Source organism: Hyphomicrobium sp., from assembly GCF_036833075.1.
GTDB lineage: Bacteria > Pseudomonadota > Alphaproteobacteria > Rhizobiales > Hyphomicrobiaceae > Hyphomicrobium_C.
Genome location: NZ_DAITQL010000048.1, coordinates 18,169 through 33,693 on the forward strand (window position 1 = coordinate 18,169; position 15,525 = coordinate 33,693).

12 protein-coding genes and 1 tRNA gene are annotated in these 15,525 nt (G+C 65.5%); 2 read left to right on the top strand and 11 right to left on the bottom strand.

Annotated features, from left to right (window positions below; translation table 11 throughout):
• Positions 1 to 358: 358 nt before the first annotated feature.
• From V7082_RS14045 to V7082_RS14065, 5 genes are all read right to left on the bottom strand, one after another.
• Positions 359 to 3,184, bottom strand: coding sequence for a valine--tRNA ligase (locus tag V7082_RS14045; protein WP_334149552.1), 2,826 nt, complete (start codon positions 3,182 to 3,184; stop codon positions 359 to 361).
• A gap of 155 nt (positions 3,185 to 3,339) precedes the next feature.
• Complete coding sequence (locus tag V7082_RS14050) at positions 3,340 to 4,899, bottom strand: DUF2497 domain-containing protein (RefSeq protein WP_334149554.1); 1,560 nt, start codon at positions 4,897 to 4,899, stop codon at positions 3,340 to 3,342.
• Positions 4,900 to 5,154: 255 nt separating this feature from the next.
• On the bottom strand, positions 5,155 to 6,081 hold the full coding sequence (locus V7082_RS14055) for a DUF2497 domain-containing protein (RefSeq protein WP_334149556.1): 927 nt from the start codon (positions 6,079 to 6,081) through the stop codon (positions 5,155 to 5,157).
• Positions 6,082 to 6,410: 329 nt separating this feature from the next.
• Positions 6,411 to 7,796, bottom strand: coding sequence for a TolC family outer membrane protein (locus V7082_RS14060; RefSeq protein ID WP_334149558.1), 1,386 nt, complete (start codon positions 7,794 to 7,796; stop codon positions 6,411 to 6,413).
• Between the two features lie 401 nt (positions 7,797 to 8,197).
• A complete protein-coding gene (locus V7082_RS14065; RefSeq protein ID WP_334149560.1) occupies positions 8,198 to 8,872 on the bottom strand; it encodes a protein-L-isoaspartate O-methyltransferase family protein in 675 nt (224 codons plus the stop codon).
• Positions 8,873 to 9,136: 264 nt separating this feature from the next.
• On the opposite strand from V7082_RS14065, the gene V7082_RS14070 reads away from it, so the two are divergent.
• Positions 9,137 to 9,210, top strand: a tRNA-Cys gene (locus V7082_RS14070).
• Positions 9,211 to 9,421: 211 nt separating this feature from the next.
• On the opposite strand, the gene V7082_RS14075 is transcribed toward V7082_RS14070, so the two are convergent.
• Entirely contained in the window at positions 9,422 to 9,655 is a 234-nt protein-coding gene (locus V7082_RS14075; protein WP_334149562.1) for a hypothetical protein, read from the bottom strand.
• A gap of 435 nt (positions 9,656 to 10,090) precedes the next feature.
• Positions 10,091 to 10,774, bottom strand: coding sequence for a M15 family metallopeptidase (locus V7082_RS14080; RefSeq protein ID WP_334149564.1), 684 nt, complete (start codon positions 10,772 to 10,774; stop codon positions 10,091 to 10,093).
• 39 nt (positions 10,775 to 10,813) lie between these two features.
• Here V7082_RS14080 and V7082_RS14085 point away from each other — a divergent pair, with 39 nt between their 5' ends.
• Complete coding sequence (locus V7082_RS14085; protein ID WP_334149566.1) at positions 10,814 to 11,056, top strand: hypothetical protein; 243 nt, start codon at positions 10,814 to 10,816, stop codon at positions 11,054 to 11,056.
• A gap of 350 nt (positions 11,057 to 11,406) precedes the next feature.
• Here the strand turns inward: V7082_RS14085 and V7082_RS14090 are convergent, their stop codons facing one another.
• The 4 genes from V7082_RS14090 to V7082_RS14105 form a co-directional block, all read right to left on the bottom strand.
• Complete coding sequence (locus V7082_RS14090) at positions 11,407 to 11,832, bottom strand: hypothetical protein (RefSeq protein ID WP_334149568.1); 426 nt, start codon at positions 11,830 to 11,832, stop codon at positions 11,407 to 11,409.
• Between the two features lie 11 nt (positions 11,833 to 11,843).
• Positions 11,844 to 12,560, bottom strand: coding sequence for a hypothetical protein (locus V7082_RS14095; protein WP_334149570.1), 717 nt, complete (start codon positions 12,558 to 12,560; stop codon positions 11,844 to 11,846).
• On the bottom strand, positions 12,557 to 13,459 hold the full coding sequence (locus tag V7082_RS14100) for a hypothetical protein (RefSeq protein ID WP_334149572.1): 903 nt from the start codon (positions 13,457 to 13,459) through the stop codon (positions 12,557 to 12,559). The genes V7082_RS14095 and V7082_RS14100 overlap by 4 nt, the downstream gene beginning before the upstream one ends.
• Positions 13,460 to 13,580: 121 nt before the next feature.
• A complete protein-coding gene (locus V7082_RS14105; protein ID WP_334149574.1) occupies positions 13,581 to 14,948 on the bottom strand; it encodes a hypothetical protein in 1,368 nt (455 codons plus the stop codon).
• Between the last annotated feature and the right edge of the window lie 577 nt (positions 14,949 to 15,525).

Consider the following 15,525-nt stretch of genomic DNA (forward strand, 5'->3'; position numbering starts at 1 on the left):
GCTGACCTCTGGTTGCTCTCCATTTGTGGCCCAAACGAGGCACATCGACCCGGATTGCGTGGCGATCAGGCAACATACCTGACTTCTGAGTTCCAATTTCAGGACGATCCGCCAGGCGTGACATCGAGGGCACACTCGGCGCCATCGAGAGTTTCCGGTCGGCTGCCATGATCCCGTTTACCATCCGATCCCGGCCGATCGTAGGCTCGACTTGGGCCGTCTCGCGGCGATTGCGGGACGCATGCTGAAGGCCCGTTCGACGGGATGGCGGGCGCAGGATGGAACTTCCGCGCGTGGCTCTATCGCAAAAGAACTTTCGCGCCTTCGCCGGAACGACAGGGACGGGAGCCGACGGCGCCTATCCCTCGATGCGCTTCAGCGCGGCCGTGAGGCGCGCGATGCGGTCCGCCGCCTCGGCGACTCGCTCGCGGTTGAGCTCCACCACGTGCTCGGGGGACTTGGCGACGTTGGCGGCATTGGCGAGCCAGGCCGCCGCCTTGGTGCGGTCGCCCTCGGCCTTATCGATCTCCTTGCCCAGGCGCTTGCGCTCGGCGCCCATGTCGATCACGCCTTCGAGCGGCAGTGCGACCGTCGCCTCGCCGATCACGATCAGCGCCGCGCCCTTCGGGGCCGCCGTCTCGAAGGCGATGCTCTCGAGCCGCGCCAGCCGCTGGATCGTCTCGTCGTGCCGGCGCGCCCGCGCCACAGTGGCCTCGCTCGCGCCCGTGATCACAAGCGGGATTTTGGCGCCCGCGGGAATGTTCATCTCCGTGCGCACCGAGCGCACCTCGGAGACGAGACGCACGACCCAGCCGATCTCCTCGTCGGCCGCTGGGCTCGCCAGCCCCGCGAGCTTCGGCCACTCCGAGAGGCAGAGCAGCGACAGGCGTTGCTCGCCATGCTCCACCATATGCGCCCACAGCTCCTCGGTGATGAACGGCATGAACGGATGCAGGAGCTTGAGGCACTGGTCGAGCACCCATGCCGTGCAGGCGCGCGTCTCGGTGATCGCCTGCTCGTCGTCGCCCGCCAGGATCGGCTTGATCAGCTCCAGATACCAGTCGCAGTAAACGCCCCACACGAACTCGTAGATCGCGCCTGCGGCCTCGTTGAACTTGTAGCCTTCGAGGCCGGCGGTGACCGCGTTCGCCGCGCGCTCGGTCTCGCCCACGATCCAGCGGTTGAGCGTATGCTTCACCGCGGAGGGATCGAAGTCGAACTGGCGCACGCACTCGTTCATCTCGCCGAAGCGCGCCGCGTTCCAGAGCTTGGTCGCGAAGTTGCGGTAGCCCTCGACACGGGCCGGTGCGAGCTTGATGTCGCGCCCCTGAGCCGCCATGGCGGCGAGCGTGAAGCGCAGCGCGTCCGCGCCATACTTGTCGATGAGGGCCAGCGGATCGATGACGTTGCCCTTCGACTTCGACATCTTCTGGCCCTTCTCGTCGCGGACCAGCGCATGGATGTAGACGTCGTGGAACGGCACCTCCTTCATGAAGTGCAGCCCCATCATCATCATGCGGGCGACCCAGAAGAAGATGATGTCGAAGCCGGTGACGAGCGCGCTCGTCGGATAGTAGCGCTTAAGCTCGGCCGTCTCGTCCGGCCATCCGAGCGTCGAGAACGGCCACAGCGCGGAGGAGAACCACGTGTCGAGCACGTCCTCGTCGCGCGTGAGCACGATTTCCCCTCCCGACCTCCCCCACGAGGGGGGAGGAGAAGTGGCGTAGTGCTTCTCTGCTTGCGCGCGTGCCTCGTCCTCGTCGTAGGCAACGAACACATGACCGTCCGGCCCGTACCACGCCGGAATCTGATGCCCCCACCAGAGCTGGCGCGAGATGCACCACGGCTGGATGTTGCGCATCCACTCGAAGTAGGTCTTCTCCCAGTTCTTCGGCACGAACGTCGTCCGGCCGCTCTCGACGGCGGCGATGGCCGGCTTCGCGAGCTCGGCCGCGTCGACGTACCACTGGTCGGTCAACCACGGCTCGATGACGTCGTTCGAGCGGTCGCCATGCGGCACCGTGTGCGACGTCGGCTCGATCTTCGCCAGGAGATCCAGCGCGGCGAGGTCGGCGACGATCCGCTTGCGCGCCTCGAACCGGTCGAGCCCGCGATAGGGCTCGGGCACCTCGGCGGTGTCGGCCATCCGTCCGAACGCATCGAGCACGTTGATCTTTGCGAGATCGTGGCGCTTGCCGACCTCGAAGTCGTTGAAGTCGTGCGCGGGCGTGATCTTCACCGCACCGGTGCCCTTCTCAGGATCGGAATGCTCGTCGGCGACGATCGGGATCTCGCGTCCGACGAGCGGCAGCCTGACCTTGGCGCCGGCCTTGAGCAGCGCCGCATAGCGCGCATCCTTGGGATGCACCGCAACGCCCGTATCGCCGAGCATCGTCTCCGGCCGCGTCGTCGCGACGACGATGAAGTCAGAGTCGTACCCCGGTACCTTCTGCGCCAGCGGATAGCGGAAGTGATACATGTGCCCGGAGGGGTCTTTCTTCAGGACCTTCCCCAGCGCCTCCGCGTCGAACGGCTTCTCGGGATCGCCGTCCTGTTGCTTGCCCGCCTCCGGCGGGACCCAGGCAAAAGAGCCCTTCTTCTCGACCTGCACCACCTCGAGGTCCGAGATCGCGGTCTGGAACTTGGGATCCCAGTTGACGAGCCGCTTATCCTTGTAGATGAGCCCTTCGCGATAGAGCGCGACGAACACGCGGATGACCGCGCGCGAAAGCCCCTCGTCCATCGTGAAGCGCTCGCGCGACCAATCGCACGAGGCGCCGAGCCGCTTCAGCTGGTTGACGATGGTCGAGCCGCTCTCTTCCTTCCAGCGCCACACCTCGTCGAGAAAGGCCTGGCGGCCCATGTTGCGCCGGTCGGCCTTGTTCTCGGCAGCCAGCTTGCGCTCGACCACCATCTGCGTGGCGATGCCGGCGTGATCCGTGCCCGGCTGCCAGAGCACGTCGCGTCCGCGCATGCGCTCGAAGCGCACGAGCACGTCCTGCAGCGTGTTGTTGAGAGCGTGGCCCATATGGAGCGAGCCGGTGACGTTGGGCGGGGGAATAACGATCGAATAGGCGGCCGCCCCGGCGCGATCCGGCCGTCCCGAGCGGAAGGCATCGGCGCGCGTCCATGCGTCGTTGATGCGCGGCTCGATCTCGGCGGGCTGATAGGTCTTTTCGAGCATGGGTCGCGCGGGCCTTTGCGGAAGGAAGAGGGCAGCAGGCGTCCTACGAACCCGCTTGCCGCCTGTCAATCGGCAGCGGGGCCGATCCCGCCGCACCCACGAGCGCGTGAGGTGAAATCGTCCGCATAGCGATTATGGGGCAGCGTCGCACGCCCTCAGGTGCCGGGCGTCTTGCTTCCCGGCTTGACGATCTGGGCGACCTCGGTCCTGAGCGCCCGCTCGATGATGCGCGGCATGTTTTCGGCAACCCATTGCTGCAGCATGGGTCTCAGCATATCCGCAACCGCGTCCTCGAGCGTGCGGTTGACGGGCGCTGTGACCTCAACGGACAGGGGAGCCGGCAGCGTGGACGGCGCCGGATGGACCCGCACGTCCGCGTCCGGATTCTCGAGCACGGGCGTCAACGGTATCGCGGGCGAGATCGGCTCGGCGGGCGCCGACGCATGAGCCGCCGATGCGGCCAGCCCCAGAGCCAGGGCGTCGAGGGCTTGGTGAGCGGCATCGGAGCCTACCCCGGGCTCCGCGCCGAGACGCACCTCAGCCACGTATCCGGAATCGGGGCGAACGGTCTGAGAGAACGGATCCGCGTGAAGGCGAGGCTCGATCGGCCGCGCGTCCGGTGCCGCGGCGAAGGGCGAATCGGCCGGTGGCGTGCCGAAGGGCGCCCTGGCCGCGCTCCCTAGCGCCGGCGACAAAGGGGCCGCCGCGGGAGAAACACCAGACGACTCCGAAGCGGCAGACGTGTCCGTTGCAGCAGACGGCTCCGAGGCGGCGAACGGAGAAAAGCGCCAGTCCGCGGCGCGGAAGCGCGGCGGCTTAGGCGCGGCCGGCGTGCTGGCGCTCGCCGGTTGCGGCGGCTCGGGAGATCGGGGGCCGGTCGAGAACGGGTCGGTATCGCCCGAAACGTTCGAGCCGATGCCGCGCGGCGCGCGCGCAGCCTCTCCGGCGAGCGCTGGCGCATCGGGCGATGCGGCCGCTGGCGCTGGCGGCTCCGGGTCCGGAGCTGGCGCTGCTGCCGGCTGTGACGGAAAGAACCCCCCTGTCGCGGCCGGCCTCGCCCGCACCGCCGGCTTCGGCTGGGGCGGATAGAAGCTGGTTTTGCGCAGCGGTGGAAACCCGAACGTCGTCGACGGCGCAACCTCGGCCGCCTTCTCCCCACTGCCGAACGGCAACGGCGGGATAAACGCCCCGGACGGCGCAAGCTGCGGCGGCAGGGCCGCCGCGCCATCGGCAACGGCCGCTGGCTTTGCGCTCTCCTCTTTCTCTGTCGCGACCTCTTTCGCCGTCTCTTTCGTGCCGATCGTCTCGTCTGTCTCGGCGGGCGGCACGCTTGCCAGCGGCGGAACGAAAGGCTTCACCGGCGTCGGCGAGAGCGAGGCCGGAACGCGGATGTCGGGCTTCGGCACAAAGACCGAGTTGCCGTTGACCGGCGCGTTCTCGTCGAACATATCGGCGAGATCCTGGTCAAACGACAGCGGCCGCTTCGATCCGAGCGGGCTCGTCGGCGGCAGCGATCCGCCCTTGAACACGTCGCTCAACCGGTCCGCCAGCGGCGGGCGCGGCTCGGCCGGCCTCATCTCCTTCGAAGGAACCAGCGGATTGGCCTCGATCGCCGGCTCGGATTGATCGCTCGACGGGTCGTCAGCAATGATCTGGCGGATGGACGCCAGGATCTCCTCCATGCTGGGCTCTCCGGCTTTGCCCGGTCCGTTCATGCCTGCCTGCCGCCGCTTTCAGCACCATCCGCAGAGCACCTCGAGCGTCTCGCCTGCGGCCTGGCCGGCGGGATGCCGTCGGAATAGTGCGTTGGATCAAATTTCATAGGCATGACGTACCTCGCAGCCGGGCGGGCTTCAATGCCTCTCGGCACCCCGGACGCAGCCTCCCGGCCTAATGCTCGACGACGCATGCGACGATTTCGAGGCGATCGTGCGCGCGCAGGCGCGCCGCCGGTCGCAGACCGTATCCCGTCAGAGCTTTTTCGGCACCTTGACGCTTTCGGCGATCTCGATGTGAAGCGCCTTCTCCACCATGCGCGGCATGTTGTCGGCCAGCCACTGGCGCAGCATGGGCCGCAGGAGATCGGCGGTCGCATCCTCGATCGTACCGGTCTGATCGGCGCTGACCGGCGGGACCTGATCGGATGCGTTGCGGACCGGTTCGGCCGTGGGCAGCGGCGGTGGCGGCATCGTCACGGACGCCGCGCGCTGCACGGGCGTCGTCGACAAGGAGGCGCGATCAAACTCGCCGGGGATGATGGTGCCGAAATCAGGCGCCTTCGGCTTTTCGGCAGGCGCTGCTGCGGCTGGAGGCGGAACGAACGCCGGGAAAGGCGACGGCGAGGTCTGTGGAGCCGGCGTGGAGGACATGTGCACGAAATGCGTGTCCTTGAACGGTGCCATCACGCGCTTGGGCTCGTCGTCCGGTTTGGCGGGAGACGACGCCGGGGAGGGCTCGCTTCCCGCACCCGCAGGCCCCGGCTTTCCGTTGAAGAGACCCGCGCGCTCGGACGATGCCTCGGACCGGACGGACTTGAGCGAGCTCAGCCCGGAAATGCCGCCCTCGCCCGCACCCGCGTGCTCGGCGCCCTGAGCCTCGTCGGCGGATGAGGCGGCGCGCCCCTCGGGGGATGCGGTCGTGGCGTTGCGGATTGCATCCGTCAGCCGTCCCAGCAGCGGCGCCGAACGCTCGACCTGCGGCGGCGGAGACGCACGGAAAATGGCGGGAAGGTCGAAATCGCTGGCATCTTCCAGAGCGCTGTCGCCCTTGAGCACGATGGGCGTGCCGCGCAGCGCTCCATTATGCGGGTAACTCGTGGGCTCCTCCGAGATGATCCTGCGGATCGACGCCAGAATCTCCTCCATGCTCGGCTGGCCGTTCTTCTCTGTCATGTTCATGACGCCACTCCCTACGCAGTCCACGACAAGCACTCACGGCATCCCATCCCGCAAAAGGATCCGCCCCCGTAAAGAGGAGCACCCGCAAGAGACGCGGCTGCCCCCGACCCGCTGCACACCGGCAGCGAGAAAAACCTCCGGCTCGCGACGCCTGGACCACCGTCCCAGGCCGACGCGTCAATTCCGCTCAGCAAAATTCGTGATGGGTTCCCCACCGATCCCGACGCTAGGCGTCATAGTGGGCAACGATGTGGCAAAGCCACAGGACAACACAAATCGACGAGCAGGGCCGCTCAGCTAGCCCAACCCGCCAACCGTCCTCAAGGAGATTATTTCGCGGAGTTCGCTCCATCCGGCAGCGGCGGCAATTGCTCGGTGCGGCCGTCCGAATGAGTTATCGAGGTTCCCCAGGGCTTACGCCTGACTTCCTGATAATGAGCTTCAGGATCGTAGGCGATCGACGTGAAGCCGAGGTTCACCGCATCGAGCCGGCCGACGGCCGACAGCACTGAATAGCTCGACACGACGAGGTTGCGCCGCGTCGTTACCAGCGCCACCTGCGAGTTCAGAAGCTCAACCTCGGCATTGAGAACGTCGAGCAGCGTCCGCTGCCCCACCCGCTCTTCCTCGCGCACGCCGGTGAGCGCCGTCGTGTTCGCATCGACCTGCGACTGGTCGGACTGGATCTGCGCCCGCGCGGCGAGAAGCTGCGACCACGCCGAGACGACGATTTCCTCGGTCTCGCTGCGCGCCTGCTCGATCTCCTGCAGGCGGCTGATGTGGATATGCTTCTGCTGGCGAACGCGCGCGTAAACCTCGCCGCCTTCGTAGATCGGCACCGTCAGGCGTCCGGTGACCGTCACGTCCTCGGACTGGTTGATGCTGTCGGCGATGCCGTAGCGATCCGAATAGCTGGCTTCGAGCTGGACGCTCGGCAACAGCTCGCCGCGGATGCGGTCGACGCCGAACTTGGCCGCCTGCTCGAGATAGAGCGCATTGACGACGGCCGGGTTCTCGTGCGTCCCGACGTTGGTCGCCTCATCGAGCGACCGCGGCAGAAGGCGCTCGTATCCCCTCGGCTCGACGAGGCTGCCCGGCGCATGCCCGACGACGCGCTCGTAAACGGCGCGGCTGGTCTTGAGATTGGCCTTGGCGAGGTCGAGTGCCGACACCGCTCCGGCCCGCCGCGCCTGCGCCTGCGCCACGTCCGTGCGCGTCACCTCGCCGACGGCGAAGCGGTCCTCGGTCGCCCGAAGCTCGCGCGAAAGCACGTTGACGTTATTCTCGCGCAGCCGGACGATCGCCTGGTCGCGCACCACGTCCATGAAGGAGGTCACCGTCTGCAGGAGCACGGACTGCTCGACGGCGCGCAACGTCTCGCGCGCGGCCCGCACGTTGGCTTCCTGCTCGTTGACGGAGTTGATGGTGCGAAAGCCGCTGAAGATCGGCTGCACGGCATCGATCGAGTAGCCGCGCGGCTTGAGCTCGTTCTCTATCGAGCCGGTCGTCGTATGGCTCTTCGTCCAGTTGTAGTTGACGTCGGCGCCGCCCGTGATCACCGGCCGGAAGCCCGACCGTGCGCGCGTCACTTCCTCGTCGGTGGCGCGCAGGCGCGCCCGCTCAGCATCGAGCTGCGGGTTGTACTCGTAAGCGGCCGCGAGCGCTTCGTTGAGGGTTTCTGCCTGTGCCGCGGTCGTCAGAGATGCCGAAGCCATCCCTGTGGCCACGGCAACGACGAATGCGGCACATCGCCAATTTCGGTCAAGACAGCGCAAATCCAGCCTCAATATAGCTCCGGCAAACCGCACACCCCGCCCGAGGGGCCGACAGCAACGCTTTCGAAACTATAGTTAGGTAGTGCAGCGGCGCGATTCGCAGAAGCGAACAAAGCCTGCCTGTCCCCTCTAGCACCGCAGGCGTGGCTGCTTTCCCACACCCTCCGTGACGGCCGGCCGGAAACGGTCGAGGCCGCACTCCGGGAAAGACAAATTATTACATTGATTTTACATGGATATCTTAGAGCATCCGTCAACGGATGCTTCTGCGCGCGGGTTCCGCGCGCAAGCGGCCGGCCGACGATCCGTCGTCTTGCGATGACGAAAGACGCAACGCCGCGTCAGAACGCGAACACCCGCGGCTTTTCGAAACCGGGCAGCACGTCGGCTGCAGCGTCGAAAATCTCCGTCTTGCCGAATGTGCGACCGTCGCGACGCCAGACGGTGGCGCGTCCCGTGGTGCGGTTCCCGGCAACGGCGATGGCGACGAGCCGCCCGCCGTCTTTGAGCTGATCGAGCAGGCCCGACGCGACGGTCTCCACCGCGCCTTCGATCAGGATCGCGTCATAGGGTCCCTCGTCAGGCCATCCCTGATCGAGCGGCCCGTCCACGACAGTGACGTTGCCGGCGGAGAGGTCGGCAAGCCGCCGGATGGCGTCGTTGCGCAGATCCGGATCGCTCTCGAGGGCGACGACACGGGCGCCGAGCCCGGCCAGCAGGGCCGCCCCGTAGCCGGGACCAGCGCCGACAGCGAGCACGGACGCCCCAGACGCGACGTCGGCCGCCTGCACGAGCTTGGCGAGGACGCGCGCCGAAAGCAGTGCGCGGCGCGTCCCGCCATGGGTGGCCGGCGTCAGCGGCACGGACCCATCCATATAGGCCAGCGCGCGCAGGCGCTCCGGCACGAAAAGCTCGCGCGGAAGATCGAGCATGGCGCGGATGATGCGCCGGTCGGTCACGTCGCTGGGCCGCACCTGCGATTCGACCATGTTCTTGCGCTGCGTCGCGTAATCCACCCTGTCCTCCCGAATGCCGTCTCGCGCGACCATACCCAAAGTCCCGCCCCGAGGCCACATCCCGCAATGCCGCTCCCCTGCCCTTCGCCTCGCCCCCAAGGATGGGCCCCTTGGGCCAGGCGGCGTCCCGCTATCCGCGCGCTTGTGCGAGGCTTTATGTGTATGATAGATGGCTGCGCACGCGCCGATCCGGCGCGCTCGGCCGTTCGATCACGGACCGAGGCCCAGAGGCGGGCATCGCGCCCCGGGCAAAAGGATCCCAGAGGCCACGTGGCGGAGTGGTGACGCAGCGGACTGCAAATCCGCGTACCCCGGTTCAATTCCGGGCGTGGCCTCCATACCTTCTCTTGAAATCGCTTATCTTTCCTCGGTTGTGTATGCGTCAGGTGCGTATGTAGCGCCGTTGCCGAGGGGACAAATCGGGGGACATCGGGTTCTCGACGCGTTCCCGTCAATTCATCCGCTGGATGACGTGCAGCATCAGGGACCACCCGAACCGGAACGCGGCCACGAAGAGCAACGCCCAGGCGGCCCGGCACGCCCACGTCATCACCGCTTCAAGGCTGACAGAATGGCCTCCACCGCGAACTCCGCCACCCGGTCGCTCGCGACGTTGGCCAGGATCGCGGCCGCCCACAGCGCCGCCAGGATAGCCGCGCGCCGCATCTGCCCGGTAAGCGCGTCCAGGTCCTTCCGCAGGGACGCCAGCCCAACCTCGACCCGTTTCAGGCGGGTAAGGAATTTGCCGAGCTCCAGGCCCGCCAGGAAAGAAGGCTCGTGCATCGTGCATGGTCCTGCCTCTTAGGAGGTTTTCGGCTCGGGGGACGCAGGGACCTGGCACGGAGCCGGCTTGTAGACCGTCTCCGTGCCCTTGATGATGGTATCGATGCGGGAGGACTGGGCCGCAATTTGCCTTTGTGTCTCACAGGTGTCTTTTCGTGACGGGGAAATGTGCCCGATGCTCTCGGCGGTCGAGGCCGCGCTAGTCACGATAGTTGGGGTTTCGCAGCCCGCTAGAGGCAGGATTAAGAGACTTGCGGCCGGCAGAGCCAGCTTTCGATGTGACTTCGGCATTGCTGCGCTCCACGTTTGCGAGCGCGCGACCTTCTCCGCGGCCCTCGGCATTCCAGATCCGAACGCGATCCCACGCCACTAACGCCACTACGAGGGCGAGTCCGGCCCCAATCGGGACCAGGCGCGCCGCGAACCATGCCATGATCATGCAGCTCTCCATTGTGCGAGCCGCGCCTTGAGCCGGTCCCAGAACACGATGCTCAAAACCCATGCGCCAATGCTGGCGGCGATCACCGGATGCCCGGCCGCCCACCCGCCGATGTCGGCAATCGTCTGGCCGAAGGTCTTCCAGGCTGAAATCGCCGTGAGATCGGGTGGAGCCGGGATGGACGAGGGCGGAACCGAGACGGCATCGACCGCGAGGCCCGTGGCAACGCTGGTGCCGACGACAACGGCCGGCTTGGATGTGGCGGCCGTCTTGGCTGCCTCTGCAACTTTGGTCGATGTCGGGAGCGCATCTTCAGGGTACGCCGTGCGGGATAATTCAAAATGGGGGGTATCGCGCGTCTTCCAGTCCCCGCCCCAGACGATCGGGATCTTGAGCTCCGCCGACGCGGCCTTGAACGCCTTGGCGATCCCTTCCATGTCCGGCATGTCGTACTTAAAATCGTCGGCGTCCACGACATCGACGGCCATGCCGTTGAGGTGACGAGAATTGAGCGTCCAGCTCTTGCCGGCCGCCTTGAGCTTCTTCTGACGCTCGAGGTTGCGAAGCCCCTCCGTCACGACGAAGGGAACCGGCGACAACTCCGCCGCCCGCTCGACCACGCGCACTAGGTCGGGATGAACCCCGACAAGGTTCTTCCTGCTCCGATCATTCAGGGGCATTGTCATCCTCTCGCCGGAAATGAGGGGTAAGGATTGGCCATGGAGCCATTTGCATTTGTCGTATGCGCGCAACTCTGCCTGATCCAGCCGCCCACCCAGGGGCAGCCGCGCGACGTGTGCATCGCGCGCATGGAGGCAAGCCTGAAGGCGTCTCCGGAGACTCGCGTCTGGTGCGAGTCCCTTGACGTGCCCTATGGCGAGATCATTGACCCCACTGGCCAATTCAAGACGCGCATCCCGCCGTGGGCAGATCCGCGCCGAGGCCACGCTAACGCCGAGTGATGAGGCGTCCCCATCGATCGTCAGGGAAAACCGGATCGACGTCCGGCACCTCTATTGGGATCTGCTCCCTCATCCGGGGTGGAATCTGCTCGCGAGGGACGCCGCGATAAAGCTGGTCGTTGTGGAACCGCTGCCAGAACTCATCATCAGGGGATTCCGGTGGCCAAAGCCGCCGGGGACCGAGAGGCGTCGGCGGACCGAAGGGGTTTCCAAGCATCCCTTCTTGACCGAGAAGCCCCTTCAGTTCTGGCCGCTGCGGCTCAGGCCCGAGCAATCCCCCTGGCCCTGATCCGCGATCGAGGACGTCACGATCTTCGGGCGCGAGCAAAGCGCGCGCGAGGCGCGTCGTGTCAACCGGCGTTGGCATTGAGCTCCCGCTCCGCCGTTTCCGAAATGCTGAGGACCGCTCGCTCGATGATGGCGAACCGGCGCACGAGCTCGTCGAGCGTCTGTGCCATGGTCTGGTTGACCCGCTCCTGCTCGATCGTCCGATCCTCGAGACGCTGGCGCGTTTCCGTGAGCGCGTCCGCAAGCTGGACGAAGATCCCGTAGAGCGGCGAGAGGTCCACGTCGCCACCGTCCGGACGTGCCGGCGGTTCCACGGCGGGGAGCGCCGCGATCTGGCTCCCGCCGTAACTGGTCTCCACATTCACCGGCTTGATGCCCTGGGCCCGCAGAAGAGCCGCGTGGGCGTCTGTGAACGTCGCCGCGCCGACGGGCCCGTACTGACGCGCGAACTCGTCCAGGGGGACGTTGTGCGAGATCGAGATTTTCATGGCCTCTCCACCTATTCCGTGGCGAGCTCGAGATAGAACGACCAGCAGGTGCGGTTTTGCGAGGCCGACGCCATTGAGCAGGCGATGTCGGAGGGCGCATTGCCCTCCCCGAAAAATTTCCAGCGCACGGCCATGTTGTTCACGCCGTAAATCGTCTCATCGTCAGGGGCAGGGCTGAAATCTCGCTGGCTGTTGCTGCTCCAAGACGCCCCGAGGTTCATATAGTTCGCGACAGCAAGAAGAGGCCGCGTCCCGGACGCCGATGTAATCGTGCGGCTTATCAGGCCCGACGATGCGTTGGTCCCGCCGTTGTCTTGAACGGTCACGCCCGTGATCTTCTTGCTGCCGCGGAACACCATGACGGCCAGGGCCGACCCAGGATTGACGTTGCTCGTGAACGACATGCTCGAAAGAGACGTGCCGCCTTCGGTGCCGGCGGCAATCTTGTAGCCCATCGCGACGTGGAAATAATAGGTCGTGCCGCTGATATTGACCGGGAGCGCGACGGACGTGCTCGGGAAGATTTTCGTGAAGCCCGAGGGAACCGTTGACGCGACGATGGAGGTCTTGATCGCCATGTTGGCAAAGAGGATCAGATCCCCTTCCTGAACGTTTGCGGGAACGGTGATGCTGCTCTTGTCGCTGTTGCCTCCGCCGTCCACGAACGCGAAGCCGCTGAGCGACGAATTTCCGGCAAAAAAGCCGCCCATTCCCGGAAGGCACGTCATCCCTTGGCCCTCTTCGCCGCCACGACGAAATGCCCGGCCCCAAGACAGAGGATCGAGAACAGATACCATCGCCCGCTATCGCAATCCGAGACCACGGGCACCTCGCCAAGGTACTGGTTCGCCCACGTGATGGTGCGGTCCGTCGTGTCGCTGCCTTGCACAAGGAGGTATCGCATCGTGCCGACCTGGCCATTGGTCGGGTTGCCGATCAATCGATCGCCGGCGGCGGTCAGCGTAAAGTAGTATCCGGCGTCCCAATCGATCGCTACCGTCCCTTGATCCGTCAGCGCAACGGGCGCACACGCGCTTTCGATGCCGTCGGCCGTGACGACCTTGTTCGAGGCGCAGGCGCGGATGTTGGCCGCACTTGCCTTGTCGACCGCAACGTCATCGGCATTGACGACGATCCCGGTCCCCTGACCGACCGCGAGCGTACGGTTCTCCGTCAGATCGCCGCCGCCGGTGAGGCCATTGCCGGCCGTGATCGTGCGCGCGGCCAGCGCGAGCCCGTTGATGATCTTGGCCTTGAGGTTCGAATAGACCGTGCCGCGCATGCCGTTGGAGGCCGACGCATCGGTGAACGGGAAGATGTCTCCGTCCGCAAGATCCGTCTCCGCCGTGAGGTCTGCGCCGTTCCGGTAGTATCGGCCGTCACCGGTCTGCCGGTTGAGCGCGTGGGAATCGGCCGTCGCGTTAGCGAGATTGGTGATCTTCTTGTTGTTCCACGGGATGTCGCCCGAGATATTCGACTGCCCGTCGCGGGTGATGCAGTTGGAGAGCCCAGCGGCGATGCCGTCGAACTCGTCGTCCATTCGATCACTGCGGATCTGGATGCCGTTGGCCCTGTCAGTTTGCCAACTAAAAAGCCTCAGGAACGTGCCGCTTCCATTATAAGACAATTGACCCTCCTATCAGGTGCGCAAATCAGATACGCGCAGGGGATGAGCCCTTTCGAAAACGCACTCTGGCAAGCGCTCGGCGCGCTCACCGCACTTGTACTGATGCTGATTTGGATGTGGATCAGCGGATAGGCTGGCCATCCCGGTAACGCGGACCACTGCCGCCTCGCAGTGGCTCGTCTTGGTTCAACGGGCCCATCAATGCGGATGCCATGCCGCGCACGTAGTTGGAACGCTGCTGCGGGGCCTGCGCCCTGCGCCGCAATATCTGGATCACCTGTTCGTCCAGGCCCTCTGCGGCGGGACGCATGCCTCTTTCAAGAATGGCATTCGCGGTTGCTGGGGTTAACCCAGAGAAGCGGTTACCGATTCTAGAAAGTGCATTCAGAACAGGCTCGAGCCGGCCTGATGCCAACTGCGTTGCCATAACCGCAGCGCGCATCGGCTCGCCCGCCTCTGATGCCGTCTGGAGGTTCCGGTCTGTCTTCGATCCCCCTTGCACCTCCTTGCGGAGGTCTGACTTTCTGGCTTCACGGACAAGCATCCGCTGGAACTGCCGGCGGGCGCCATTCGTCGGAAAAATTGCCTCCATGCGCATCTGGATATCGGGCGACCCGAAAAGACTTTCGGTGCGGTCGCGCGTGACATTGCCTTGACGAATGCGCCCAGCGAGTGCTCTAGCGGCGCCAAGCCGCCACATGTCCGCCTCGGAGACGGACATGCGTTGCAGCATGGGGGCAATTTCCTCTGTATGCATGCGCAAGGCGTTTTCGAAACCGTCTTCCGCTGCGTTCGCAAGGGCGCTTTCACCGGCGTAGTTATCCAATGCGTGCCGGTATGACGGATTATCCATCGCGCTGAGAAGATCACGCTTAACCGTCTGAAGCGTGTTCACATCCCAGCCGGCTTGCGGTCGGTTCCCTGAGGCTTGCGCACGTCGCGCCGCCTGGATCTGAGAATCGAGCTCGAGTTTGACGTTATGAAGCTGGCGTGTGCGGTTCTCCAGCCCAATCGCCTGCCCCCTGTTGGCGAGGTTACGTGCCGTCAAAGCGTGTAATTCGCGCATGATAGGGCGTGCGAGCACTGCGCGCAGTTCGCGGGTCATCGGCGTTTCAACAGAGAACGCTCTGTCGAAGTTGGCGCGCGCGGCTTGGCGGCGCCTTGCTATGATGTCGCCAACGGTCTCCGCGTACTCGCGCGGATCACGCAGCGATCTCGCCATCTCGCGCTCTATGCGCTGCCACTGGAAATTCTGTCGCTGATCGAGCCGGAGGTTGAACCTCTGAACATTCTCATTCGGCATGTTGTTTGCCTGCCGCATAAGTCGACGAGTGTTCTCGCCGCCCAAGTCGGATAGCATCATTGTCGGATCGTCTGCGGCCGCGGCAGCACGTGCGTTCACTCTTCTGGTAGCGGCGGCGATCTCTGCAGGCGTAGCGCTAGCGCCAACGTCGCGCGCCATCGCCTCTGCAAACTTCTCTGCCGCCACGCCTCTTGAGTCAGTATAGCCTCTCAACGGCTGGCTCAAGCGACGCGCCAGCGCGCCGCCTGCGTCTACGGCGGGCGTAAGGGCTCCGCCAAGGATGGCACCGCCGATGGCGCCCTTCCCTGTCTCCGCCAATGTCCCAGAAACGTCCCCCTCCGTAAGGTCTGCGTTCGAGTGCCCCAGCCCATGCGTTCCGCCCATCCTCGCGCCCTGGCTGGCGCCCTGGGCGATGCGACCGGTGAGGGTTGCCGCTGCCGCCTCGGGCGCGACACCAACAGCCGACATGAGCCCGCGACCGACCGTCCCGCTCCGCGCGGCCAAGCCTGCGGCACCAAACGGCAGGGCCAATCCGGCGGGCGGTCGCCTTCAATCAGCACGCGGTCAAGCTCGGATACTCCAGCATGGATGAAGGCTGGCTCTGTGGCTGGTTCGCGAACGCAATCGAACACTCTAACGATGTCCGGCACTGGAGATCCCAGCCACAGACAAGGCCCGCTACCGGAGTCCTTCCGAAGCCCAGGGACACGCCATGACCACCCAGGACAGGAGGGAGGGGCATTGAGCGACCTGCTCATTTCCG